This is a genomic window from Kribbella alba, from assembly GCF_039529635.1.
Lineage (GTDB): Bacteria > Actinomycetota > Actinomycetes > Propionibacteriales > Kribbellaceae > Kribbella > Kribbella alba.
Genome location: NZ_BAAANE010000007.1, coordinates 380,711 through 404,987, shown reverse-complemented (window position 1 = coordinate 404,987; position 24,277 = coordinate 380,711). Strand labels below are relative to the sequence as shown.

The 24,277-nt window shown below is 68.8% G+C and carries 22 protein-coding genes; 9 read left to right on the top strand and 13 right to left on the bottom strand.

Annotated elements, in window-relative coordinates:
• Nucleotides 1-67: 67 nt before the first annotated feature.
• The 5 genes from ABD210_RS19895 (at nucleotide 68) to ABD210_RS19875 (ending at nucleotide 4,670) form a co-directional block, all read left to right on the top strand.
• A complete protein-coding gene (locus tag ABD210_RS19895) occupies nucleotides 68-1,219 on the top strand; it encodes a sensor histidine kinase (RefSeq protein WP_344113263.1) in 1,152 nt (383 codons plus the stop codon).
• Complete coding sequence (locus tag ABD210_RS19890) at nucleotides 1,216-1,875, top strand: response regulator (protein ID WP_344113262.1); 660 nt, start codon at nucleotides 1,216-1,218, stop codon at nucleotides 1,873-1,875. The genes ABD210_RS19895 and ABD210_RS19890 overlap by 4 nt, the downstream gene beginning before the upstream one ends.
• 65 nt (nucleotides 1,876-1,940) lie before the next feature.
• The gene (locus tag ABD210_RS19885; RefSeq protein WP_344113261.1) at nucleotides 1,941-2,606 is read left to right on the top strand and encodes a response regulator; all 666 of its coding nucleotides are present in this window, start codon (nucleotides 1,941-1,943) and stop codon (nucleotides 2,604-2,606) included.
• Between the two features lie 308 nt (nucleotides 2,607-2,914).
• The gene (locus ABD210_RS19880; RefSeq protein WP_344113260.1) at nucleotides 2,915-3,835 is read left to right on the top strand and encodes an ABC transporter ATP-binding protein; all 921 of its coding nucleotides are present in this window, start codon (nucleotides 2,915-2,917) and stop codon (nucleotides 3,833-3,835) included.
• Nucleotides 3,825-4,670 carry an ABC transporter permease subunit gene (locus ABD210_RS19875; protein WP_344113259.1) on the top strand — a complete coding sequence of 282 codons (846 nt, stop codon included), beginning with the start codon at nucleotides 3,825-3,827 and terminating at the stop codon, nucleotides 4,668-4,670. The genes ABD210_RS19880 and ABD210_RS19875 overlap by 11 nt, the downstream gene beginning before the upstream one ends.
• Before the next feature lie 14 nt (nucleotides 4,671-4,684).
• Here ABD210_RS19875 and ABD210_RS19870 read toward each other — a convergent pair whose 3' ends face one another.
• From ABD210_RS19870 to ABD210_RS19850, 5 genes are all read right to left on the bottom strand, one after another.
• On the bottom strand, nucleotides 4,685-5,968 hold the full coding sequence (locus ABD210_RS19870; protein WP_344113257.1) for a glycoside hydrolase family 125 protein: 1,284 nt from the start codon (nucleotides 5,966-5,968) through the stop codon (nucleotides 4,685-4,687).
• A 7-nt stretch (nucleotides 5,969-5,975) separates the two neighbouring features.
• Nucleotides 5,976-7,280: an ROK family transcriptional regulator gene (locus ABD210_RS19865; protein WP_344113255.1), complete on the bottom strand. Its 1,305-nt coding sequence runs from the start codon at nucleotides 7,278-7,280 to the stop codon at nucleotides 5,976-5,978.
• Nucleotides 7,281-7,328: 48 nt separating this feature from the next.
• Entirely contained in the window at nucleotides 7,329-9,032 is a 1,704-nt protein-coding gene (locus ABD210_RS19860; RefSeq protein WP_344113254.1) for an alpha-amylase family protein, read from the bottom strand.
• A 163-nt stretch (nucleotides 9,033-9,195) separates the two neighbouring features.
• Nucleotides 9,196-9,408 (bottom strand): hypothetical protein, encoded by a 213-nt coding sequence (locus ABD210_RS19855; protein WP_344113252.1) that lies wholly within the window; start codon nucleotides 9,406-9,408, stop codon nucleotides 9,196-9,198.
• A gap of 55 nt (nucleotides 9,409-9,463) precedes the next feature.
• Nucleotides 9,464-10,672, bottom strand: coding sequence for a cysteine desulfurase-like protein (locus tag ABD210_RS19850; RefSeq protein ID WP_344113251.1), 1,209 nt, complete (start codon nucleotides 10,670-10,672; stop codon nucleotides 9,464-9,466).
• Between the two features lie 510 nt (nucleotides 10,673-11,182).
• Here ABD210_RS19850 and ABD210_RS19845 point away from each other — a divergent pair.
• Nucleotides 11,183-12,157 carry a DMT family transporter gene (locus tag ABD210_RS19845; protein ID WP_344113249.1) on the top strand — a complete coding sequence of 325 codons (975 nt, stop codon included), beginning with the start codon at nucleotides 11,183-11,185 and terminating at the stop codon, nucleotides 12,155-12,157.
• A gap of 71 nt (nucleotides 12,158-12,228) precedes the next feature.
• Here the strand turns inward: ABD210_RS19845 and ABD210_RS19840 are convergent, their stop codons facing one another.
• The 5 genes from ABD210_RS19840 to ABD210_RS19820 all read right to left on the bottom strand — a co-directional run bounded on the left by ABD210_RS19840 (nucleotide 12,229) and on the right by ABD210_RS19820 (nucleotide 16,722).
• Nucleotides 12,229-13,224 carry a DMT family transporter gene (locus ABD210_RS19840; protein WP_344113248.1) on the bottom strand — a complete coding sequence of 332 codons (996 nt, stop codon included), beginning with the start codon at nucleotides 13,222-13,224 and terminating at the stop codon, nucleotides 12,229-12,231.
• 54 nt (nucleotides 13,225-13,278) lie between these two features.
• On the bottom strand, nucleotides 13,279-14,697 hold the full coding sequence (locus tag ABD210_RS19835) for an RsmB/NOP family class I SAM-dependent RNA methyltransferase (RefSeq protein WP_344113247.1): 1,419 nt from the start codon (nucleotides 14,695-14,697) through the stop codon (nucleotides 13,279-13,281).
• Entirely contained in the window at nucleotides 14,694-15,623 is a 930-nt protein-coding gene (gene fmt / locus ABD210_RS19830; protein ID WP_344113246.1) for a methionyl-tRNA formyltransferase, read from the bottom strand. The genes ABD210_RS19835 and fmt overlap by 4 nt, the downstream gene beginning before the upstream one ends.
• Nucleotides 15,620-16,168 (bottom strand): peptide deformylase, encoded by a 549-nt coding sequence (gene def / locus ABD210_RS19825; protein ID WP_344113245.1) that lies wholly within the window; start codon nucleotides 16,166-16,168, stop codon nucleotides 15,620-15,622. The genes fmt and def overlap by 4 nt, the downstream gene beginning before the upstream one ends.
• A gap of 314 nt (nucleotides 16,169-16,482) precedes the next feature.
• Nucleotides 16,483-16,722 carry a hypothetical protein gene (locus ABD210_RS19820; protein ID WP_344113244.1) on the bottom strand — a complete coding sequence of 80 codons (240 nt, stop codon included), beginning with the start codon at nucleotides 16,720-16,722 and terminating at the stop codon, nucleotides 16,483-16,485.
• Nucleotides 16,723-16,783: 61 nt separating this feature from the next.
• On the opposite strand from ABD210_RS19820, the gene ABD210_RS19815 reads away from it, so the two are divergent.
• Entirely contained in the window at nucleotides 16,784-17,683 is a 900-nt protein-coding gene (locus tag ABD210_RS19815; RefSeq protein ID WP_344113243.1) for a C39 family peptidase, read from the top strand.
• 4 nt (nucleotides 17,684-17,687) lie between these two features.
• Nucleotides 17,688-18,887, top strand: a complete 1,200-nt coding sequence (locus ABD210_RS19810; RefSeq protein ID WP_344113242.1) for a hypothetical protein — start codon at nucleotides 17,688-17,690, stop codon at nucleotides 18,885-18,887.
• 172 nt (nucleotides 18,888-19,059) lie between these two features.
• On the opposite strand, the gene ABD210_RS19805 is transcribed toward ABD210_RS19810, so the two are convergent.
• A complete protein-coding gene (locus tag ABD210_RS19805) occupies nucleotides 19,060-19,683 on the bottom strand; it encodes an HAD family hydrolase (protein WP_344113240.1) in 624 nt (207 codons plus the stop codon).
• Between the two features lie 81 nt (nucleotides 19,684-19,764).
• A complete protein-coding gene (locus ABD210_RS19800; protein WP_344113239.1) occupies nucleotides 19,765-20,991 on the bottom strand; it encodes an MDR family MFS transporter in 1,227 nt (408 codons plus the stop codon).
• Nucleotides 20,992-21,072: 81 nt separating this feature from the next.
• Here ABD210_RS19800 and ABD210_RS19795 point away from each other — a divergent pair, with 81 nt between their 5' ends.
• Complete coding sequence (locus tag ABD210_RS19795; RefSeq protein ID WP_344113238.1) at nucleotides 21,073-22,071, top strand: ArsR/SmtB family transcription factor; 999 nt, start codon at nucleotides 21,073-21,075, stop codon at nucleotides 22,069-22,071.
• Nucleotides 22,072-22,178: 107 nt separating this feature from the next.
• Here the strand turns inward: ABD210_RS19795 and ABD210_RS19790 are convergent, their stop codons facing one another.
• Entirely contained in the window at nucleotides 22,179-24,218 is a 2,040-nt protein-coding gene (locus ABD210_RS19790) for a primosomal protein N' (protein WP_344113237.1), read from the bottom strand.
• Nucleotides 24,219-24,277: the final 59 nt, after the last annotated feature.

The window sequence follows — 24,277 nt, the reverse complement described above, 5'->3', positions numbered from 1 at the left end:
AGTAAGTCGGTGAGGCTTCTACTTTGGTCGGTAGCGGTGGGTTGGCAGCGCGCCTACTCTCGGCGGCATGGAGGAGACCTGCGGTACTGCGAGGCGGAGTCGGGGGGCGGACGCCGTCGCGGTGATCACGATTGGAGCGCTCTCCGCGCTCACGATCGTCGGCCGCCAATTCAGCGCCGAGAGAATCGGCTGGCTGATCTTCGACATCTCGGTCGGCGTGATCTCCTGTGCCCTTCTGCCGCTGCTCTCGCGACGTCCCGTGCCGGCCGCTGTGCTGCTGGCCGCACTCGCCGCCCTCTCTCCGGCTGCCACACCCCCATCGACGGTTGGCACTCTCACAATCGCTCAGCGCCGGCCGCTCCGACTTGCCGCGCTGGTCGCACTGGCTGGAGTCGCCGGCCATCTAGTGCAAGGGATCTGGCGGCCGATCGATGGGTTGAGCCTGCTGTGGTACGTGATCCTCGACCTCGCTGTTCACGCCGCACTGCTCGGCTGGGGCCAATGGACCCAGGCCCGGCGGGCACTCCTCGATTCCCTGCGAGAACGCGCTCTCCGGGCTGAGAACGAGCAAGGTCGCCGGATCGCCGAAGCACGCACGCTGGAGCGGACGAAGATGGCCCGCGAGATGCACGACGTACTGGCACATCGCCTTTCTCTGCTTGCGACCTACGCGGGCGCGCTGGAGTACCGGCCTGACTCGTCTCCGGAGAAGCTGGCCAGCGCCGCGGGCGTGATTCGCACCGGGGTCCACCAGGCGCTCGACGAACTCCGAGAGGTGATCAGTGTGCTGCGCGACACCGAGAGCGATGACCTGCCCGGCGGCCGCCCCCAGCCGACCTTCAGCGACCTGACGGAGTTGGTCGCCGAGTCCAGGGATGCCGGCGCCGAGATCCGGTACGACGAAGCCGTCACCGCGCCGGAGTCGTTGCCACCAGCAACGGGGCGTACGGCGTACAGGGTGGTTCAGGAAGGTCTGACCAACGCGCGGAAACATGCCGCGGGGTATCCCGTCACGCTCCTGGTCAGAGGTCAACCCGGCGGGACGCTCCAGATCGAGCTGACCAATCCCAGCAGCAACGGCGTACCGCTTGCTCCTGGCAGCGGTACAGGGCTCGTCGGACTCACCGAGCGGGTACACCTGGCAGGCGGCACGCTGGATCACGGGAAGGCAGCCGATGGCGGGTTTCGACTGCACGCCTCGCTACCGTGGCCGGCATGAGCGAAGCCGAGACGATCCGGGTCCTGGTCGTGGATGATGACGCACTGGTCCGGGCAAGTCTGGAGATGATGCTCGACGGCGCGAACGGCATCTCCGTGGTGGGGCAGGCGGCCGATGGGGACGAGGTGCCGGCGGCGATCGATGCTCACTTCCCCGATCTGGTGCTGATGGATCTGCGGATGCCGCGGGTGGACGGGATCGTCGCGACGCGGCGGCTGCGGGCGAGGACGAACCCGCCCGAGGTCGTGGTGCTGACCACCTTCGACACCGACGAGAACGTTCTGCACGCGTTGCGCGCGGGAGCGAGCGGGTTCCTGCTGAAGGACACGCCGCCGGCCCAGATCGTCGAGGCGGTACGGCGGGTCGCGGCGGGTGATCCCATCCTGTCGCCCGCGATCACTCGGCGGCTGATGGATCGTGCGGCGACGCAGGCGGGCGCTCATACGCAGGCACAGAAAGCGCTCTCTCAGCTGAGCCCGCGGGAGTACGACGTGATGCTGTCCGTTGCGCAGGGCAAGGCCAACGCGGAGATCGCGGTCGAGCTCTACATGAGCGTGGCGACCGTGAAGGCGCACATCTCGCACATTCTGACCAAGCTCGGCCTCGGCAACCGCACCCAGATCGCGCTCCTGGCCCACGACGCCGGCCTCGCCTGACCCCCGGCTCCGGACGGGTGAGGCTGAGCCGGTGGGGTGACCGGGGGATGCTCTAGCGTGTGCGCATGATCCGCGTACTGCTGGCCGATGATCAGGCGCTGGTGCGCGCCGGGTTCCGCTCGTTGCTGAACGCCGAGGACGACATCACGGTGATCGGTGAGGTTTCCGACGGCGCGGCCGCGGTCGAGGTCGCCCGCGCCGAGAAGCCGGACGTCGTACTGATGGACCTCCGGATGCCGGGCACCGACGGGCTGGAGGCGACCCGGCAGATCGGAGCCGATGGAGCGCTCTGCGATGTTCACGTCGTGATCCTGACGACGTTCGACCTGGACGAGTACGTTTTCGAAGCGCTGCGGGTTGGTGCGAGCGGGTTCCTGGTCAAGGACACCGAGCCGGTTGAACTGCTGCAGGCCGTGCGAGTGGTGGCGCAAGGCGACGCGTTGCTTTCGCCGGGCGTGACGCGCCGGCTGGTCGCGGAGTTCGCGGCCCGCAGTCGACAGCCGCACGCGAGCAAGGAACTGGATGTACTGACCGAGCGTGAGAGGGAGATCGTCGCGCTGGTCGGCGAGGGCCTGTCGAACGACGAGATCGCCAGCCGCCTCGTGCTCAGCCCAGCCACCGCCAAGACTCACGTCAGCCGCGCCATGGTCAAGCTAGGCGTCCGCGACCGCGCACAACTGGTCGTAGTCGCCTACCAAACCGGCCTCGTCCGCCCCGGCTGGCTCGGCTGACCCGGAGTCCGGCACAGGACTCGATCGAACCTGGATCGGTTGCACCCGGCGTGAACTAGGCCCGTGCTGAGCTGGCCTGGCGACCTGGGCCTGCTGCGCCCTCGGGGTGAGCTTGGACGGGTTCGGATGAGGTCGGCCGGTGAGCTGGGGCTGTTTGTGCGCCCGAGGTTGGTGGATCGGGGCGAGGTCGGCCGGTGAGCTGGGGCTCTTGTACGCCGCGTGTGGAGGTGGATACTCCCGGGGCGGTAGGTGAGGTGACTACTGGGAGGGGACGCGGGGGCGGGGGTCCGGGCGGCAAGGTCGGGGGTATGAGTGAAACTGCCCCGCTGGTCGAGGTCTCCGGACTGACGAAACGCTATGGCGACACCCTCGCGGTCGACAGTGTCGATCTGCTGGTCCAGCCCGGTGAGGTTTACGGGTTCCTCGGCCCGAACGGCGCCGGCAAGACCACCACGCTACGGATCCTGACCGGCCTGATCGCGCCGACCAGTGGAACCGTGCGGGTGCTCGGCGGCTCCCCCGGACAGGCCCGAGTGCTGGCCCGGACCGGTTCGATGATCGAGTCGCCGGCCTTCTACCCGTACCTGTCCGGGCTGGACAACCTGCGCCTGTTGGCCGAGTACGCCGACGTGCCACGAGCGCGGATCCAGAAGGTACTCGAGCTGGTGGATCTCACCGATCGCGCGCAGGACCGCTTCTCGACGTACTCGCTCGGCATGAAGCAACGGCTCGGCGTCGCGGCTGCACTCCTGAAGGATCCCGAGCTGGTGATCCTCGACGAGCCGACCAACGGGCTCGATCCCGCCGGGATGCGCGACATGCGCCGGTTGATCCGCGAGCTCGGCTCCGACGGCCGGACCGTGCTGCTGTCGAGCCACCTGCTCGGTGAGGTGCAGCAGCTCTGCGACCGGGTCGGGATCATCAACGAGGGCCGGATGATCGCCGAGCACCACGTCGAGGAACTCCGCGGCCAGCAGGAGCTCGTGATCCGGGCAGCGCCGTCAGAGAGCGCTCGCTCGGTTCTCCGAGGCGTTCTCGGCGACGTCGTCCACCTGTACGACGACACGCTCCGGATCAAGGTGGATCCCAGCCGGGCGGCGGAGGTCAACCGCGTCCTGGTCGAGGCCGGGATCGCGGTTTCGGAGCTGCGCAGTACCGAACGGGCTCTTGAGGATGTGTTCTTCGAGCTGACCACGACCGACTCGGAGGAGAAGGCCGATGATAGGTAGTTATCGCGCCGAGCTGCTCAAGCTCCGCAAACGATCAGCCGTTTGGGTGCTTTTCGCCGCCGGCCTCGTGCTGAGCCTGATCTTCGGCTATCTGCTGCCCTATCTGGGCTACGTGACCGGCGACGACAACCAGCAGACGAACGGCATCCCGCGGGCCGAGGTTCTACGCGGAGTGCTGCCCGAACGCGTGATGGACAACACGATCGGCGGGTTCCCGGTCTTCGCGGGAGCGCTCGCTCTGGTTCTCGGCGCGATCGTGGTCGGTGGCGAATACGCCTGGGGAACGCTCAAGACCATCCTCACCCAGCGCCCGGGCCGCGGTGCTCTGCTGGGCGGACAGCTGCTCGGCCTGCTCACGGTAATCGCGCTCTGGGTGCTGGGAATCTTCGCAGCCTGCGCACTGTGCAGCGTCGGGATCACCGCTGCAGAGGGGGCGCCGATGAACTGGCCGGGACCTCTGGAGCTGCTACAAGGTCTGGCCGGGGGCTGGCTGGTGTTGACGATGTGGTGTCTGGCCGGAGCCGTCCTGGCCGTTGCCTTCCGCAACGTTGCCCTGCCGATCGGCTTCGGAGTCGTCTGGATCCTGGGAATCGAGGCTTTGCTGGCCGGCCTCGTGAGCAGCCTGCTGCCCGACCTGGAGTTCCTGTCCGACGCCATGCCCGGGGCGAACGCAGGCGCCCTGGTCCTCAGCGTCACGGGAATGGCCGTGACCAACGCGCCACCCGGAGTCCGTGACGCGGTCGGCGGAGAGCGCGCTCTCCTGACGCTCCTCGCCTACACCGTGGTCTTCGTCGTCCTGGCCGTGGTCACCACCCGCCGCCGCGATGTCACCTGAGTTCGCCGTAGTGATCACTCCGGGATGGCCAGGCCGGCGTGGGTGAGGGCGAGTTCGCAGAACATGGCGTTCGCCCAGGAGAACCATTCTCGGGTGAACACCGTCGGGTCGTCGCAGTGGAAGGACTCGTGCATCTGGCCGGTGCCGCCGGTGGTGTCGCGCAGGAGTTCCAGCAGTCGCTGCCGCTCGGCCGCGGACGTGCTGGTGAGTCCCTGGACAGCCAGCGCGATCGGCCAGATGTGCGACGGTGGAGTGTGTGGGCTGCCGATACCGGAGGCGTGTGAACCGCTGTAGTAGAACGGGTTCTCGGGGCTCAGCAGCAGCTGCCGGGTCGCCAGGTACGTCGGGTCGTCGGCCCTCGCGAATCCCGTCATCGGGATGGACAGCAGACTCGGCATGTTCGCGTCGTCCATCAGCAACCGCTCCCCCGTGCCATCCACCTCGTAGGCGTAGACACGTCCGAGCGACGGGTGGTCGACGGTGCCGTGCCGGGCGATGCCGTCATCGATGCCGGCCTTGAGCTCCTTCGCCCGGGCGGCCAGCAAGTGGTCCCTCAGCACCTCGGCGGCGATCACCTCGAGATAGCCGAGCACAACCGACGCGAACATGTTTCCCGGCACGTTGAACCCGTGCTCGGTCGCGTCGTCGCTCGGTCGGAAAGCGCTCCACGACATTCCCGTCGGCTGGGTCAGCCGGCCACGGCCGTCCCGCACAAGGGTGTCCGTCGGCGCCTCATCGTGGCGCTGGAACCGGTACTGCGATCTTGCCTCGTGGTCGAGCTCGACCGTCCAGAGATCGAGGATTGCCGTTGCCGCGGTTGCGAAACGCTGGTCCACCACATCCTTGCGGCCGGTGATCCGCCAAAGCCGGTAGGCCAGCTCGATCGGGTAGCAGAGCGAATCGATCTCGTACTTGCGTTCCCAGACCCAGGGCGACATCTCGGTCTCGTCAGTCGTGTGACCGGCGCCGTTCGCCTCACGGTTGAAGGCGTTCGCATACGGGTCGATCGCTATGTAGTCGAGCTGGCGGTGCAGTACGCCGATCAGCACGTCCTGCAGGTCGGGGTCGTCACCGCACAGCATCAGATAGGGGCGGAGCTGGGCGGCGGAGTCGCGCAACCACATCGCGGGGATGTCGCCGGTGAGCACGAAGGTGGTCCCGTCCGGCAACCGTTCGGCGACCGCCGGAAGATTCTCGGCCATCGAGCGCTCGACCATGGCCGCGATCACTGGGTCGCCGGTCGCGCGACGAACCTCGTCGACAGCGCGGGCGAGGACTTCGCGATCGATACCGGTCATGAACACATCACCTTTCCACAGAGACGACCTGCGCGGCAGCGAGAGCGCTCTCCGCGGGTCCTAGCAGCAAGACAGAGGGGTTCGGCGAGAACGTGTGGTCGAGGACCAGACTCGCCGCCCCGACAGCGCCGACATCCGCGCCGAGCGCGGTGCCCGTGACCACGAACGGGTGCACGGAGCGGACCAGGAAGCGCTCCACCATCGCCGCTCGGACGAACTCGCCGAAGAAGGGCGCCAGCTGGTCCCAGTGCGGACCACCGAAGACCACCCGCTCGAGGTCCAGCAGATTCGCGATGTCCTCGACCACCTTGGCGATCCGCGCCGCGAACGCTGTGATGATCTCCCGAGCGGCTTCGACACCCTCACCAGCCTGCGAGCACAGGGCGGCGAAGGCACCATCGACCGCGCGCCGATCGTCCAAGTCGATGCCCTGGGCAAGTATTCCGGCCTGCATCGCCTGCTGGACCAGGAAGCGGGGCTGGCTGGCCTCGCCGACGCAGCCTCGCCGGCCGCAGTAGCAGATCGGGCCGTCAGGATCGACGATGACGTGGCCGATCTCGCCGACGTTGCTCGACGAACCCCGGACGACCTCGTCGCCTATCACCAGACCGGCACCGACACCGGTGCCGAGGTAGAAGAACACGAAACTCCCGCGGCCGTTGGAACCACCGGCCCATTTCTCAGCGGAGGCAGCCGCGGTGACGTCCTTGTCCAGCAGCACCGGCAACCCGGTTCGTTCCCGCAGCGCATCGCGCAGCGGGACCAGATGCCAGGCGGCCAGGTTCGGCGGATTGACCACTACGCCACGCTCGACGTCGATGGGGCCGGGCGCGGCGATACCGACACCGACCACTCGTTCCCGGGGGGCACTCGCCTCGGCGATGACTTCTTCGACCGTGGCCGCGATCCCGGCGATCAACAGGCCCGGATCATCCGTTGCCGGCGTCTCGGCCCTGCGCCGCGCGACGACCTGACCGGTCAGATCGAGGATGACCACGGTGACGACCGCAGGGTCCAGGTGCACGCCCACGGCGTACTGGCCGGTCGGTTCGAGCTCGAGCAAGGTGCGCGGTTTGCCGAGGCCGGTGCTCTTCTGCCGGCCGGCCTCGCGGACGAGACCCGCGACGAGCAGCCGACGGGTGATGTTGGAGATGGCCTGACCCGAGAGACCGGTTGCTGCCGCGATCTCCACCCGGCTCAGTCGCTGGTCCGCGCGCCGGATCGCGTCCAGCACCACGGTGTCGTTGAACCCACCGACCCGGTCGAGGTTCGTACCCCGGCGTACCACCGCCGGTGGCTGCTCGGTGCTCACCACTCCCCTTGCCTCTCTCCACAACGACCCAGCCCGCCCCGACGGACTTCAGCCCGATGCCGGGTCCGCACCCCAGGGCTGCGACCAGTCGTACCGCAGCGTGCCGCCATCAGCTCGCCAAGCGGTAGGCGTGGTGTTCACCAGCCAATCCAGCGGCTCGATTCCACCAACTGCGGCGTCCCCGCCACTGAGCGCCAACCGTATACCGTCGCTGAGATCGCGATCCGTCCGTGCTGTCCGCGCGGCCGGATCGACGGAGACGAAGAGAGCGCTCCCCGAGCGGGCCACCAGGTCGAGGAACTGCCGGTTCAGCTCCCACGGCGTCTGCGGGGTGCACGGCACACAGTCCGCATCGAGCGTGAAGAACCGGTTGTGCTGCGGGAGCCGGAAGGCCAGGGAGTTGATCCCCATCCTCCGCGTCCGCTCCCAGTCGCGCCCCGAGGTGTCGTCCCCGGTGCGCTGGACATCGACCAGGCCGGCCGCAAGGTGCCCGACGGTGTTGCACCCGATCAGTACCACGTCGTCCGCCGCCGCGCGGATCTCGCGATAGAAGTCGAGCACGATCTCGGCCGTCGTCCGAGTCGGGTCATGCAGTTGCCACCCGGCGTCGGTCAGCCGCGCGCCCATCGCCGGGCCGAACCGGCCGAACACGTCGTAGGTGCTGAAGTCGTGCTTCACGAGTTCGTAGCCCCAGTCCCGAAAGCGGTGCAGATCCGCGCGCACCAACTCAAGGACTTCCGGGTACGACGGATCGAGCGCACGGCCGGGTCCGTCAGCCTGGCCCGGGCGACCCCAGGGACCGCTCTCTCGAGACAGCAGCGGGCGGAACCAGAGCCCGGGTCGAGCGCCGATCTCCTTGACCGCAGCTGCGGTCCCGGCCATGTCGTCGAAGATCCCCGAGATACCGCTCTCCCAGGGACCGCCGGAGCCGTTGCCGCCCGGATTCCACCCGTCGTCGACGACGGAGAACGGCTTGACCGGATGGCCAGCGGCGAGCTCGACCACGGTGGCCGCGTCCTGCAGGACAGCCTTCTCGTCGAAGCCTTCGCCGTACGCGTAGTACCAGTTGTTCGCCCCGACTACCGGCACGGGCTCAGGTCGTGCCGGTAGTCGGGAACTCATGGCCGCGACCGCGGCGTGCAGGGTCAACCAGGGCGTGCCGGCATCGTCGAACCGGCGGACGGTGGCCGCGGTCAGCGAGCGGCCGTCGAGGCGGGTGGGACCGCCGCCGTTGCGGAGATCCAGCCAGAGCGTGATGCCGCCCGGGTCGACGGTCCAGGAGCAGAACGCGGCCGGCTGGACGTCGACGCCCATGCCACTCGTGGTTCCGCTCTGACGGTCGTGCGCCAGCCAGTACCACGGCAGCAGCCGCTCAGGCTGGAGGTGGCGCCACTGCAGATCACCGTAGGAGCGCTCCCAGGCGTCCCCGAGAACCAGAACCTCCGAGGGGATCGGTTCCTCCCACCGAAGAGCCACCCGAGAGACCACCCCGGCGGCGCGCACGATGACGTCTCCAGCACCCGCGGTCCCGGGGATGCCCGCGGTCCGGACACTCGCCGTCCCGGAGAAATCCGTGCGCCCGGGGGCGCCCGCGTCACCGGGGGCGTCCGCGTCACCGGGCGCGTCCGCGTCACCGGGCGCGGACCAGGTGACAGCAATGCCGGCCGCGGTCCAGGTCTGTCCGCCGGCGCTGGCGACGACCAGGCCGTCACTCGGGCCGACCTGAACGAAGACCTTGCTCGGTTCTCTCACTCCGCCTACTCCTCCACATCATGTCCAGAAACCAGGGAGCGCTCTCCGGGCGACTCTGCCCGGGGCCGCAAGCGAGCAGGAGGTAGGGAGAAGGGGCCGACAGACTTACCCCACGGACTTTAGTTAGTCGATTTCAGGGGTGTCAAGGGCGTCCGAATGGGGGTCAGTAGGTCGTGTAATAGCTGAGTTCACCGGATTCGCCGGCGCCTGCGCCTTGGCTCGGGATGAAGCGGGTGACGAGGCTGGCCGGTTGACCGTTCGGAGCCCTCGAGCGCTCACTGTGGGGTCCGCGAACGCCGTACTGCCGGAGTCTGGCGGGAAGAGCTGTCGGAGTCGACAGCAGCAGGGCGGCGGTGGTCAAGAGTTTGGTGGGCATGGGGGCGGTCCGCCGCTGGGGCGGTTGTCCTTGGAGGCTTCCCCCGGGAGCTACGTCAGGAAACCAGACTCTCGACGGCATCGACCAGACGGTCGACGTCCGACTGATTCGTGTACGGAGCAACTCCCGCTCGGACAGCGCCGCCGTCCCCAAGGCCGAGGTGACGCGATGCCTCCAGCGCGTAGAAGGAGCCCGCCGGTGCGTTGACCCCGGCGGCAGCCAGCTGTGCGGCGACCGCTGGCGATTCGTGCCCCGCGACCGAGAAGAGCAGGGTCGGCGTACGATGCTCGGCCCTTCCGTACAAGGTGACTCCGTCGATCGCAGCCAGCCGGGCTTCCAGCTCGACCCGCAACCCGTCCTCGTACGACTCCAGCAACGCCAGAGAACTCAGTAAGCGCTCTCTCCGGTTCTCCCCCGCTCCTCCCAGCCCGGCGAGTCCTCCGAGTCCGGCCAGGAAGTCGACGGCCGCGGTGGTCCCGGCGAGCAGTTCGTACGGCAACGTGCCGAACTCGAACCGCTCGGGAACCGCATCAGTTGCCGGGAGCAACTTGTCCGGCCGCAATCCCTCGAGCAGCGCCGGCGACGCCGAGAGGACCCCGCAGTGCGGTCCGAAGAACTTGTACGGCGAGCACGCGTAGAAGTCCGCGAAACCTGCGTCCACCGGCGCGTGCGCGGTCAGGTGCACCCCGTCGACGTACACGAGGGCTCCCGCGGAATGCACCTTCGAGGCGATGGCTGCGACGTCCGGCCGGGTGCCGATCAGGTTCGACGCTCCCGTGACGGCGACTAGCCGGGTCTGCGACGAGAGCAACGGGGTGATGTCGTCCAACTCGGACGTGGACGGGTCGAAGGCCAACCAGCGAACCGTCGCGCCGACCGCCGAGGCTGCCTGCACCCAGGGCCGAACGTTCGCGTCGTGATCGAGCCGGGTCACCACGATCTCGTCCCCCGGGCCCCAGTCCTTGGCGAGGGTCCGGGCGAAGTCGTAGGTCAACTGGGTCATGCTCCGGCCGAAGACGATGCCGCCTGGTTCAGTGCCGAGCAGATCCGCCATCGCCTGACGCGCCCCGACCACGATCCCGTCGGCCCGACGCTCGGCAGGCGTCAGTCGGCCCCGGTTCGCCAGCGCGGAGGTCATCGCCGAACTGACCGCGTCAGCCACCATCTGCGGAGTCTGCGAACCACCGGGACCGTCGAAATGCGCGGCCCCCTCGTTCAGAGCCGGGAACTGCTTCCGGACAGCTTCAACCTCATAGGCACCCATGCCCGTCATCCTCTCCCGCCCCGGCCCCCCAGACCATCCACTGTCCACCGCCGCCCGCCGCCCGTCGCCCACCGCTCGCCGCCCGCCGCCCGCCGCCCGTCGCCCGTCGCCCACCGCTCGCCGCCCGTCGCCCGTCGCCCATCGCTCGTCGGCCGCCCGCTCGCCGCCCACCGCTCGTCGCTCACCGCCCGCCGCCCGCCGCCCACCACCTACCGCCCGCCGCCGCTCACCCCCAGCGACGACCAAGCCGCCCCTGTCTATCGCCGGAAGCGGACCGCCAACACTCAGCAACCGGCCCCATCGGCCAGCCCGCACGCTCAGACACAACCGCACCAACCGGGTTGGTGAGTGCCGGCGGTCCGCTTCGTCCTCGACTTCACCGGGGTGTACGGCGACACCCGCAGTTGGCCGCACTCCGGCTGCAACCAGGAAGGTTGCGCGGACGGGGTCGACGGCGATGAGCGGGCAGGAATGCGGGAAATGTCGAAGGGATGCTGCAGGATGTCAGGAGTGAGCACTGTGACGACTCCTGACAAGCCCCCCGTCCGGGCGTGGCTTCCGACCATGTTGTTGCTGGCCGCGATCTGGGGCTGCAGCTTCCTGTTCATCTCGGTCGGAGTTCGCGAGCTCCACCCCGCCTACCTCGCACTCGGCCGGGTGGTGGCCGGCGCGCTGGTGCTCCTGATCATCCTTGCGATCAAGCGCGAGTCCCTCCCCCGCGAGCCGCGCATCTGGGCGCACACGTTCGTGCTCGGCGCGATCGGTTCCGCGCTGCCTTGGACGCTGTTCGGGTACGGGGAGCAGCGCGTCCCGTCGCTCCTGGCCGGCATCTGGAACGGGATCACCCCGCTGGTGGTCCTGCCGATCGCAGTGCTGGTGTTCCGTACCGAGAAGTTCACGCTGCAGCGCGCAGTCGGGCTGCTCCTCGGATTCGTCGGCATGATGGTCGTGCTCGGCGCCTGGCAGCTCCACGGCGGCGCGGACCTCACCGGTCAGCTGCTCTGCATGGCTGCCGCTTGCTCGTACGGCGTCGCCATCCCGTACCAGAAGCGGTTCATCGCCGGCAGCAAGCTCTCCGGTACCGCGCTCTCGGCGGGTCTGCTGCTCTGCGCCACCGTCCAGCTCGCGGTGGTCGCGCCGATCGTGGCAGGTCACGCTCCGCCGCTGCCGTGGTCACTCTCGTTCGAGGTGGTCGCCAGTGTGGTCGCCCTGGGCGCCTTGGGCAGCGGGATCGCCTTCGTGCTCAACCTGCGGATCATCCGCCTGATCGGCGCGAGCATGACGTCGATGGTCACCTACGTGATGCCGATCTTCGCGATCATCGTGGGCGTACTCGTTCTCGACGAGCACCTCACCTGGTACCAGCCGGTCGGCGCATTGATCGTGCTCACCGGGGTGGCCGTGTCCCAGGGGATGGTGAGTGCTGTCAGATCGGGCAGGAGGCCGAAAACCCCAGTGGAAGCGGGTGTCGCGCCAGCACCGTAGCCGGGCAGCATGAAGAACAGCCGGTGCTGGCCGCGCACCGCCCCAAGCGGGACAGGCCGGACGCGGGAGATTCAGCTCCGGCGCAGGTTCGGGAGCGCGGCGATCACGACAGCGACCAGCGCCAGCAGGGTTCCGCCGACCACCTGGCCGGTGACGGCATTGTTCGACGCGGGGATGAAGAGGTCGATCAGCAGGCTGGCGATCAGCTGACCTGCGATCGTGCCGAGTCCGAGCACGAACACGCCCACCACCCGTACCACAGAGGCTGCCGCGCTGATGAAGACGACGCCGCACGCGCCCCCGAAGTACAGCCACGGCTCGCTCGGCAGACCGTGCGGCGGTGCGCCACGCAGTACGAGGTCGACGAGGAAGACGACGAGCAGCGCCGACGTGCCCACGATGAAGTTGATGGTGCCGGCGGCAAGCGCGCCGTAGGCGTCAGCTGAGGCTGTGTGCGCCACCCGGCCGTTGATCGCCTGCTGGACCGCCGTGAAGATGCCGGCCAGAGCGGGCAGTACTGCGAGCAGCAGGCCGGACGGATGGCTCAACCGCTCGGACACGGCGAGTACCACCGCAACCAGAGCGAGCAGGGCGCCTACAAGTCGCAGCGGCGTGATCGGCTGCGGCCCGGACGGCCCGAAGCCCAGCCGGTCCACCAGCAGGCTGGTCACGGCCTGTCCTGCAACCACTGCAACGGTGAAGACGGCCACGCCGATCACTGCGACGGTGATGCCCTGGGAGGCGACCAGGAACGCCCCGGCAAGACCACCGATGCACTGCCACCACCGGAGCAGGCCTTGCCCGTTCGAGCGGGTGTGGATGGTTCGCCAGACGTTGCCGAGAGAACCGCGGATCCCCGGGACCACGACGCACGCGATCGTCAGGATGACCAGCCCGGACCCGAACGAGATCAGCGCCGCCGCGATCCCGTCACCGAGCCGATGGCCGAGATCGCCGTTGATGCGCCCCTGGATCGCGACCAGCGTGCCGATGCCGAAAGCGGAGGTCACCCCGATGATCTGGCTCTGCTGAGCGGTCCGGGCAGGGCGCAAGTCCGTCGTTGTCACCCGTCTATCATGACCGTTCGACCTCACACTCCTGACAGCAGGTCCACGGACCGATCAGATACGGCGGATCAGCGCCAGGTACATCGCGTCTGTTCCATGCAGGTGCGGCCACAACTGCACGTCCGGACCTTCGCCCAGCAGCGGCACACCGGGGAACAACGGCCGGGCGTCCTCGAGTACTGCGTCGCCGCGCCGAGCCAGTACCGCGTCCACTACCGCGCGGGTCTCCCCGTGATGCGGCGAGCACGTCACATAAGCGACCACGCCTCCCGGCCGCACAGAGGTGATCGCGGAGCCCACCAGGGCCTCCTGAAGCGGCCGCAGCTCAACCACGTCTTCCGGCGTACGGCGCCAGCGCGCTTCAGGCCTGCGGCGCAATGCCCCGAGCCCACTGCACGGGACATCCGCCAGCACCCGGTCGTACCAGCCAGCCGGCCAGGTCGGCTTAGTGCCGTCCTCCACCAGCACGCGGTGGTCGCCCGGTATAGCGCGCAGGTTGGCGCGGACCAGTTCGGCGCGATGCTTGAGCGGCTCAACCGCCGTCAGCAGGGCATCCCTCTGGTTCGCCAGTGCTGCCAGCAGAGCGGACTTGCCACCAGGCCCCGCACACAGGTCGAGCCACCGGGCGTCGCTACCGTCCAGCGGAGCCATGGCCAGCGCCGTCGCGACCAGTTGCGACCCCTCGTCCTGAACACCGGCACGCCCGGTCGCCACCGCCCCGATCCGGCCAGGATCGCCGCCGCCCTGCAACACAGCGGCGTACGGCGACCAGCGGCCGCGGGTGGCTCCGGCCTCGACAAGCTCATCCAGGTCCGCAAGCCCGGGCCGTGCCACCAACGTCACCCGAGGCGGATCGTTGTCCGCATCGAGCAGGTCCTCCAACCCGCTTGCGTCCGAAGAGGGGTGGGGCAGGACCCCGGGTTCTTCGGACGCAAGGGCGTTGGCGAAGGCCTCGATCACCCAGCGCGGATGGGCCTTGGCGATCGCGAGATAGCCGAGGTGATCGTCATCCGGCGACGGCGCGATGGTGCTGATCCACTGGTCGAGCGACCGCTGGCTGACCTTGCGGAGCACAGCGTTCACCAGACCGCTGCGGCTCTGCCCGACCTCGGCGCGGGTCAGCGTCACCATCTCGCTCACCGCGGCGTACGAGTCGACCCGCATCCGCAGCAATTGGTGGGCACCGAGGCGGAGCAGGTCGAGGAGCTCCGGATCGAGATCGGCCAGCGGGCGGGACACGCAGCGCGCGAGGACCGCGTCGTACGTGCCCTGCCAGCGCAACGTTCCGTGCACGAGTTCGGTACAGAAGGCGGCGTCGCGGCCGCTCAGCCGCTGGTCGCGGAGGGCCTTGTTGAGGACGAGGTTCGCGTAGCCGTCCTCGGAGGTGACCTGCCGGATCACCCGGTAGGCGAGCTGGCGGACCCTGTCCGGACGGCGTTGCGGGGCACGGTTGCGGGGACTGCGGTCGCTCACTCGGCGCCCAGACGGTCTTTGTCGACGATCCGTACGCCGCGGGCCCAGTCCGCTCCGGCCATCGGTTTCTTGCCCTGCGGCTGGACCGTGACGAGCTCGAGCGCCTTGCTGCCGGTCCCGACCTGCACCGAAGACTTCGCGGCCCGGAGCTCGCCCGGTTCGAGCCGCTCGTCGACCGGGTTCACCTCGAGCACCTTGAGGCGTTCGCCGCGGAACGTGGTCCACGCGCCCGGCGAGGGGTTGCAGCCGCGGACGAGGCGATCCACCCGCTGGGCAGGCGCGGTGAGGTCCAGCTCGGCGTCCTCGACGGTCAGCTTCGGCGCGAGGGTGACGCCGTCGGCCGGTTGCTCCCGGGCCTCGAGCACGCCCGCCTCGATGCCGTCGAGGGTGTCGACGAGCAGCTTGGCGCCGGACTCGGACAACCTGGTGAGGAGATCCCCGGCCGTGTCCTTCGGACCGATGCGCTCAGTCAGTACGCCGTACACGGGTCCCGCGTCGAGCGCCTTCACGATCCGGAAGGTGCTCGCGCCGGTGACGTCGTCGCCGGCGATGATCGCGTGCTGCACGGGTGCGGCGCCCCGCCAGGCCGGGAGCACGGAGAAGTGCAGGTTGATCCAGCCGTGCTCCGGGATGTCCAATGCGGCCTGGGGTAGCAACCCGCCGTAGGCGACGACGGGACAGGCGTCGGGCGCGATCTCCCGGAGCCGCTCGAGGAAGTCGGGATCACTCGGCTTGACCGGTTTGAGGATCTCGACGCCGCCGAGCTCCTCGGCGTACTGGGCGACCGGTGACGCGACCAGCTTGCGCCCGCGGCCGGCCGGAGCGTCGGGACGGGTGACGACGGCAACGAGTTCGTGGCCGCTGGCAACGATCGCCTTCAGTGCGGTGACCGACACCTCCGGGGTGCCGGCGAAGACGACTCTCACAGGCCGAGTCCGTTCGTCGGGTGCGGCGACACCTTGAGCTGCGGGGGGCCGCCGAGGCCGGACCATTCCGCCTCCCGGATCGCCTTCATCGCGGACTTGCGCGTCTCGGCGTCCAGCCGGTCCACGAACAGTACGCCGTCCAGGTGGTCCGTCTCGTGCTGGATGCACCGCGCCAGCAGGTCGGAGCCCTCGATCACCACAGGTTCGCCGTACATGTTGAAGCCCTTCGCGATCACGCTCAGCGCCCGCCTGCAGTCGAAGGTGAGGCCGGGGATGGACAGGCAGCCCTCCGGCCCCAGCTGGTCCTCGGTGGACAGGCTCAGCTCCGGGTTGACCAGATGGCCGAGCTCGCCCTCGACGAAGTACGTGAAAACGCGCAGGCCGACGCCGATCTGGGGCGCCGCCAGGCCGGAACCGGGTGCGGCCTGCATGGTGTCGGTGAGGTCGGCGACCAGGCGGCGCAGCTCGGCGTCGAAATCGACGACCGGGTCGGCCTTGGTGATCAGAACAGGGTCGCCGAACAGGCGGATGGGTTGGACCGACACACAGACTCCACAGCACTCACAGAACGGGGGACGCGCTCAGTCTAGTGGGCCCGCTCAGGGCCGAGCTCCGCGCGGCCGGTGGGACTGCTGGGGCTGATGGGGCCTCCCCTTTGTTGCCCCAAGCACGTACTGTGTTCCCAGGCGTACCCACAGTCACGACAGTCACACGCCCAACGGGAGACCACAATGCCCACAGCGACACGGGGGGCAGCAGCACTGATCCTCCTGGGTGCCCTGCTCGCGCAGGCGCCCCTTGCCGGAACCGCCGCCGCATATCAGCCGCACGAGCGGCCCAGCGGGTCGACGCCGGCCGTTCAACCTTCTGCCACGCAGTCATCAGGGCAGTCATCAGGGCCGTCATCGGCGCCTTCTTCCACGCCGTCGTCAACGCCCTCGTCAGCATCTTCCTCGGCACCTTCGTCCGCTCCTTCGTCCATATCTTCGTCCGGGCCCTCCTCGGATCCCACCATCGCGCCGGAGCCCGATCCCACCGCGCCGGACGACAACTGGCCGGCTGTCGCGCACTCGTGGAGCGAACTGGCGACCCAGGTCACCCAGACCTCGCCCGACGATCAGACGCTCCGGGTCAGTGCGGCCGAACAAGCGACCCGGGTGATGCGCTGCTTCAAGCTCGACGAGGAGAACTACTGCCTCGGCCTCGGCTTCGTCGACCAGGTGCCGACCGGTGCCGAGCTCAGCGCGACCGCGACGACGCCTGACGTCGGGGCAACCGGTGACACGGGCGTGGAGCAGGACATCGCCACCGGCGACCAGAGTCCCGCGGCCTTCGTGGCGGAGCGGGCAGCGATGCCGAAGGATCAGCGCGTGGCTGCCGAACTAGAGGAGCTGCAGACCGCCTGGGACGGCCGGGACAAGGCACGCGCCCTGCGTCTGCTGGGTGTCGGTGAACCGACGCGGACGACTCCCCCGCCGCCGGGTCCGCCCACTCCCCTGAAGCCCGCATTGCCGAGTTCGTCGTACATCATGAAGGGCTACCAGACCTCGCAGGAGAAGGGTTACTGGTGTGGCCCGGCGACGTTCCAGTCGATCGACTGGGCGGACGACAAGCAGCAGGACACCCAGGCCTCCTGGGCGAAGGACCTCGGCTCGACCAGCTCCGGTACTGCGATCTCCGCGATGGTGAAGCAGACCAACCTGAAGACCAAGTGGGACATTGCCGCCGGCACCTACATCGTGCAGAACGTCGGTCACTGGGACACGAAGAAGTTCTTCACCGTGCACCAGAACCACCTGGCCGACGCCGCACCGGCGCCCGTGATCGAACACGTGCAACTGCTCAAGCGGTACTTCCCATATCTGGCCTTCAACCACAGCGGGCATTACCAGGTCGGCCGCGGGTACGACACGAAGAACGGCACGATCGGCATCTTCGAGGTGTTCAACGAGCGCCGCTTCAACAGTCGCGGCAACGTGACCAACGGCCCGAAGAACATCCCGGCATCGGCCCTGTTCAACGCAACCCTGGCCAACTCCTTCAAGAACATCGGTCTGTAGGCGGATGCGCCGATCAGACCTCGTACCGTCTGTCGCTGTTGTCCTCTCCCTCGGTCTGCTCGCGAGCGCCTGCTCGTCCGGCACCGACCAAGGCAACCCCGCTCCTTCGACCTCACCCACCGCCGGTACGCCGACCGCCGGGTCGGGGAGTACTCCACCATCCAGCCCGGGTGGTACGCCGTCAGGCCCGACCGGTACGCCGAGCTCGAGCCCGGGTGGTCCGCCTGCATGGACGAAGGTGCTTCGCCAACCGGTGGATGGGCAGCATGTCGTCACCGCCCAACGGAAATACCTGGTCACGCGGAGCAGTGACGAGGCCGGAACCACCACGGTGACGGATCGCGCGAGCAAACGGGTCGTCGTGCGGCATGCGCCGCTCGCTGGGTTCGTCGCACAGTCGCCGGTCGTGATCGATGACAAGTGGGCGTTGATCGAGGACATCCGGTCGGACGGGCCCGATCCGGAGATCCGGGCCTATCGGTACGACCTCACGACCGGGACGAGAACGGATCTCTCGAAGCAGAGAGCGCTCCCTGCGATCTCCGAGCCGGAGCTGGGGGCGTATGACGGGACCTTCGCGTACAGCTCGACCGACAGCCGGCGCAGGTCGTGCCTGGTGATCGCGGAGCTCGCGTCGTTGAAGACGCGCAGCGTGAGCTGCGTGCCGGACCCGGGATATGTCGCCGATCCGATCGTATCTGCCGACTCCGTGACGTTCAGCCAGCTCACCGCGCCATCGAGCCCGCAACGGTGCAAGCGGCTCTTCACCGCACCGCTGTCCGGTGGTCCTGCACGACCGGTGGCCGCGGCGAAGAACTGCATCCAGTGGAGCGGCGCCACGTTGCGCGGAGCAACCATCTGGTCGGAGGTGGGCGCGTCCGATCCCGACCAGTACTCGAGCAAGGCCTACCTCCGCGAGACCGGCGACAGCGCGACCCGATCCCTCGGCCAGATCGTCACCGACACGATCGTGGCCTGCGGCAACTGGATCCACTGGGAGGTCCGCACCATCTCCGATGGGGTGGAGGCGTTCCAGATCCAGCGCTGGCAACCGGGCCTTGCTCGCCCGCAGCGGATCTACGCCACTCCGCCGGACACCGCCCTGACGGCCCCTTCCTGCCAGGACGGTCAACTCCTCGTCGAAGCAGCCCACCTCGGCGGCGGCTCGAAGTACACCGAAGCGCTCCTCGCCACCACCGCCTGACGCCGGAGCTGCTGGAGGGGCGGTCGCCGCCGCCGCGATTCCGGCCCGAGGACGCTCTCGTGATGCCGGTGGAGCGGCGTCCTCACGAATGCAGAGAAGGGCGGCGGGTCCGCGTTGTTGGCGCGGTCCCCGGTGCCGCGGCCGCGATCCGGCCAGAGTGGGGCCGGCAGGGTCAGGGGTGGAGCGGGAGACCGCGCTCTCTCAGTTGCCTGCGGAGGGTATCGGCGCCGACGAAGAGTTCGGCGTCGATGCCTACCGCACGGGCGCCGTCGACGTTGTGCCGGACGTCGTCGGTGTAGAAGGTGCGGGCCGGGTCGAGGTCATAGCGCTCGAGCAGGATGCGGTAGATCTTCTCGTCCGGCTTGATCGTCTGCTCCCGGCCCGACACAACCTCACCGACGAAGCCGCCGAGGATCGGGAATGCCTCCTTGGCGACCCCCCACTTCTCCTCTGAGAAGTTGGTCAGCGCGTAGGTCGGGATCTGCTGGTCGCGCAGCTCGGTGAGCAGGTCGGCGGTGCCCTGGATGACGCCGTTCACCATCTTCAGCCAGCCCTTGTCGTACGCCTCGATCCACTCGGCGTGCTCCGGGTGCACCGAGGTGAGCTCGGCGACGGCCTCGGCCCAGCTCCGGCCGGCGTCCTGCTGCCGGTTCCAGTCGGGCGTCGCGATGTTCGTCAGGAAGTGCACCCGCTCGGCGGCGTCCGGAATCAACTCGGCGTAGAGGTAGTCCGGGCTCCAGTCCAGCAGCACCCCACCGATATCGAACACGACGCTGGCAACCTTCGGCTCACTCATGCCCGCAAGCCTACGAAACCGCTCCCAGCGACTGCCTCCGTGTCCCGATCCACCCGCTGCACCTCAGCCGGTCGAACGCCTTCACGACCCGGCGGCGGCCGTGGCGGCCGCCGCTGATCGGGCGCGATCGTGAAGCGACGGCGCGAGTGCGAGCTGGGCGACGAAGAGGATGATGCCAAGGACGGCGCAACCCAGCCAGGCGGTTGCCCGGCCTGCGTACTCGAGTGTGTTGGTGCCGAGCAGCGGGCCGATCACGCTGCCGAGGCCGAAGGACATGCTGCCTGCGAGCCCCAGATAGCCGCCGCGCAGATCTACCGGCGCCAGGTCGGCGAGCACGGCGCCGAGCACGGCCGCGAAGCCGATCTCGCCAATCGTCCAGACGACCACCGACAGCCCGTAGCCCCACCAACTGTGCACCACCGCGCCCAGACCGAAGCCGAGTCCGACGATCAGCATCGACGACGCCAGCAGCTTCGGCCGGTCGTAGGTCGCGAGCCGCCGGCTGACGAACGGCTGGACCACCACGATCACCACGCCGTTCAGTGCGATCACCAGCCCGTACGTCGAGCTGGGCAGGCCGTCGGCTGCCATCACCAGTGGGAGCGTGGAGTATCCCTGGAAATAGATCGTCGCGTAGCCGATCTGGATCAGGATCATCAGCAGGAAGGTCGTGTCGCGCAGAGCCACCGGCAGCAACGACCGGCGTGGTCCCTCGTCGAGAACCGGCCGGGTTTCCGGGACCATTCGCCAGATCACCAGCGCCGCCACGACCGACGTACCGGCGTTGATCCAGAACAGCAGGCTGTAGCCGATGCTCGCGAGGACGCCCGCGCTGACCGTGGAGACCGAGAAGCCGAGGTTGATCGCCCAGAACAGCAGGCCGTACGCGCGAACGCGCTCCCTCGGCTGGAGCAGGTCGGCCACGGTCGCCTGGACCGCCGGTCGGAACAAGTCGCCCATCAGCCCGACGACGAAAGCGGCGGCCCAGATCGTCTCCATCGAACGCGCCGAGCCCAGCAGGATCAGCGCAGCCGCAGTACCGAAGAAGCCGAGCAGCATGGTTCGGCGTCGGCCGACCCGGTCGGACAGCCAGCCACCGACCACCTGGGATACGACCGAGCCGGCGCCGACGGCTGCCGCCACGGCCCCCGCAGTACCGGCTGAAAGGTGGCGGTCCTGGGTCAGGTAGAGGACGAGGAACGGCTGCACGAAACTGCCGAGGCGGTTGACCAGCTGGCAGACCCAGAGCGCCCAGAACGCCCGGGGAAGGCGGGGAGCGCTCTCTCGCGGAGCTCCGATCTCGTTCATGCCTCTACTGTCGAGCGCACTCGGCGAGCTGTCGAACATTAGGCGGAGGACTAATCGTGCCAGCCGGGTTATGGTGCTCGGGTGATCACTATCAGGCTCACCGCCGACGACGTGAGCCGGATCAGGTTCGCCTTCTCCCCGGTGTGGGAGACGGTCACGAGCGTCCGTGCGTTGAGCAACAGCACGTCCGGCAGCGTCCACGGTCCCTGGCTGCGCAAGGTCCGGCCGATAGTGGCGGGCGACGACCTCACGTTGCTCAGGGCACTCATCCCCCCGATCGGGTACATCCCCGACTTCATCACCCCGGCACCGCCTCGGCGGTCGACCAGCTTCGAATCGGGTCTCGCCGCAGTGGCCGCGACGCCGCACCACCTGGTGGTCGACGAGCTGTCCAAGCTGCAGCTCGACCACCCACACCCATTGCTGGCGGAGCTGATCGCTGATCCGCGGAAAGCACTCGATCGGATCACCGCCGCGCTCGACAGCTACTGGCACCGGACGATCGAGCCGGACTGGCGCCGGATGCGCGCGCTGCTCCAGGAAGATCTCGCGTTCCGGCTCGACGAGCTCGCCGCGGGTGGGGTGGACAGGCTGTTCCGCAATCTGCATCCGTCGGTCCGCTTCAGCGGTGATCGGATCGAGATTGAGCGGCCCTACTGCTGCGACGGTGTGCCGCTGCCCGGCCAGGGACTACTACTTGTGCCCTGCGTCTTCACCTGGCCCGCTGCTCTTCCGGTCACGGCTGCACCGCACGTGCCCACGATCACGTACCCGCCGCGTGGGCTCGGCCGACTCTGGGAGAGCCAGCAGGACGTCAGCGAGTCCCCGCTCGCCGAGCTGGTCGGCAGAACCCGCGCTGCGATCGTGGGCCACCTCGATCTGCCGATGTCCACCACGCACCTGGCTCACCAGCTAGGCGTTTCCGCTCCCACTTTGAGCGTCCACTTGAGCATCCTGCGCAATGCGGGCGTGGTCGACTCCCGCCGCGACGGCCGAGCGGTGCTGTACCACCGCACGTCATTGGGCAACCACCTGCTCGCCGCCTCACAGCCGGCCGGCCTCGAAACAGCAAGCGCGTAAGGCCGCAGCCCTCCGGTCGCACCCCTCCGGCCGCGTCCGGCCGCAGCCCTCCCCAGTCCTCCCGTCTCAGCCGGCACCGGAAGCCGTCACCGGTACGCCGTCAGCCGTCAGCCGAAGGTCGCGGGATCGACCTGGATCCGCACCGAGCCGGCAGCCTTCTTGGCACTGCGGGCCGCCTGGGCCTCCTTCAACGCGCGAGCCAGGCTGGTTCCGGCAGCGCGAGGCGTCCGCACGACCGCGCGAGCTGTCTCGTCGTCGACCTCTACCGGGCCCAGGACTTCCAACCCAGCTTGCGGATCCACCAGTTGCCGCAACCGCGCGAGCAGATCGGATACCGCCTCGGTCGGCCCGGTCACCTCAGCGAGCTTCGCCGCAGGAGCCAGCCGGGCCGTACGACGTTCCTCCAACTCTCGCGCGGCGAAACCCTCCGGGCTCCACCGAACGACGGCCTGCAATGGCCTCGCCGAGGGTTCCCCGACCATGATCACGGTTCCACCGTCACGGGCCGGACGAACCAGCGCGGCCGCGTTGAACCAGCGGCGTACGGCTTCCTCCGGCGCACGGAGGTCGGGCCGGGCGAGCAACAGCCAGGTGTCCAGGAGCAAGGCGGCGCTGTAGCCGCTCTCTGCGACTGGTTCCGCGCCGGGCGTGCTGACGATCAGCGCGGCCTTGTCCGTCACGGTGTCCAGCACGTTGTCGCCCCCCGAAGTACGGACGAGAACGCCAGGAAACGCTCTCCCGAGTTCCTCGGCCGTTCTCCGCGCGCCGACCACGGCGGCTCGCATCCGGGTGTCGCCGCACTCAGGACACCGATGGTCCGCCGCGGGTCGCCCGCAGACGCTGCAACTCGGCGGTCCGGAACCACCCGTACGACGTAACGAACCACCGCAGGTCGCACACCGGGAAGGAGCTCGGCAGGTCTGGCAGACCAGGCTCGGCAGATACCCCGCTCGCGGAACCTGCACGAGCACCGGACCCGACCGCAGGCCCTCGCGCGCGACCTCGAAGGCCCGGTGAGGTAGTCGCGCCGCCCGAGCGGACGGATCCCGCGCCAGATCCGTATCGGACTCCCCCGCGATATGCACGGAGGGAGCAGCCGCGCGGATCACGGCCCGATCGGCGATCAGCTCGGCCGCCCAGCCCGATTCCAGCAGCGCGGCCGTCTCCGCGGATCGGGCGAACCCACCGAGGAGCGCCGCGCAGTTCTGCCGATGAGCGCGAAGCAGCAACACCTCCCGGGCATGTGGATAAGGCGCGCGCGGCTCGGCGTACGAATCGTCACCGTCGTCCCACAACGCGACCAGGCCGAGGTCGGTCACCGGCGCGAAGGCGGCGGCCCGCGTGCCGATCACCACCCGGGTGCAACCGCGCAAGGCCGAGAGGAATGCGCGATACCTGGCGGTCGGTCCGAGATCGGCGGAGAGCGTCACGAACCCGTCCGGCCCGAGCACGTCGGTGCACGCCGCGGCCAACCGCTCCAGATCGCGCGCATCGGGCGCGAGCAGCAGGGCACCGCGACCTGTCGACGCGCAAACCGCCGCGGCTTGGGCGAACGCGAGTGCCCAATCAGCACCCGGTACTGCGGTCCAGCTGGCGCGGGCGGCCTCCGAACGGCTGAGTGCGTCAAGGAATCCCGCTGCCTGCGGGTACGGCGACCACTCCGACACGGACGAAGACGCAGCCGGCCGGATGGGTTGGATGCACCGAAGCGGCTCGGCCTCGACCTTCGCGTGCCGGGGTGGGACCGCAAGTCGAGTCACATCAGCCAGCACCCCGGCGTACCGGTCGGCGACGGCGCGGCAGAGATCAGCGACCTCGGGCGTGAGCACCTGTTCGGGTGAGACGACTTTGCGGATCCGCGCGAGCCTGCCTTCATGCTCGGACGACTCCATCCGCTGCAGCACGAACCCGTCCAGGTCCTTGCCGGCGAACCGGACCTTCACTCGCACACCGGGCTGGGCCGCGTCGGCCAGATCGTCGGGCACGAGGTAGTCGAACGGGCGGTCCAGGTGCGGCAGCGACACATCCACCGCGATCCGGGCCACCGGCAGCGCCGACGTGATCCCGGCCGGTTCCTTGGTGCGGGAACGGCGAACGGTTTCGCGGAGCAGCGTCAACTGCTCAGGTGAGTCCCCGTTCTGTGCCACTGGGGAACTCTAGTCGGCCACGGCGACAACGCACCGCACCCTGTGGACAACAGGCCGAC

Bases quoted from the DNA above. Each gene is read 5' to 3' on its own strand.
- ABD210_RS19810 (WP_344113242.1), top strand. From the start codon at position 17,688: ATGCGCCGATCAGACCTCGTACCGTCTGTCGCTGTTGTCCTCTCCCTC.
- ABD210_RS19855 (WP_344113252.1), bottom strand. From the start codon at position 9,408: ATGCCCACCAAACTCTTGACCACCGCCGCCCTGCTGCTGTCGACTCCG.
- ABD210_RS19870 (WP_344113257.1), bottom strand. From the start codon at position 5,968: ATGACCGGTATCGATCGCGAAGTCCTCGCCCGCGCTGTCGACGAGGTT.
- ABD210_RS19815 (WP_344113243.1), top strand. From the start codon at position 16,784: ATGCGCTGCTTCAAGCTCGACGAGGAGAACTACTGCCTCGGCCTCGGC.
- ABD210_RS19895 (WP_344113263.1), top strand. From the start codon at position 68: ATGGAGGAGACCTGCGGTACTGCGAGGCGGAGTCGGGGGGCGGACGCC.
- ABD210_RS19890 (WP_344113262.1), top strand. From the start codon at position 1,216: ATGAGCGAAGCCGAGACGATCCGGGTCCTGGTCGTGGATGATGACGCA.
- ABD210_RS19875 (WP_344113259.1), top strand. From the start codon at position 3,825: ATGATAGGTAGTTATCGCGCCGAGCTGCTCAAGCTCCGCAAACGATCA.
- ABD210_RS19885 (WP_344113261.1), top strand. From the start codon at position 1,941: ATGATCCGCGTACTGCTGGCCGATGATCAGGCGCTGGTGCGCGCCGGG.
- ABD210_RS19880 (WP_344113260.1), top strand. From the start codon at position 2,915: ATGAGTGAAACTGCCCCGCTGGTCGAGGTCTCCGGACTGACGAAACGC.
- ABD210_RS19850 (WP_344113251.1), bottom strand. From the start codon at position 10,672: ATGGGTGCCTATGAGGTTGAAGCTGTCCGGAAGCAGTTCCCGGCTCTG.
- ABD210_RS19805 (WP_344113240.1), bottom strand. From the start codon at position 19,683: ATGAGTGAGCCGAAGGTTGCCAGCGTCGTGTTCGATATCGGTGGGGTG.
- ABD210_RS19800 (WP_344113239.1), bottom strand. From the start codon at position 20,991: ATGAACGAGATCGGAGCTCCGCGAGAGAGCGCTCCCCGCCTTCCCCGG.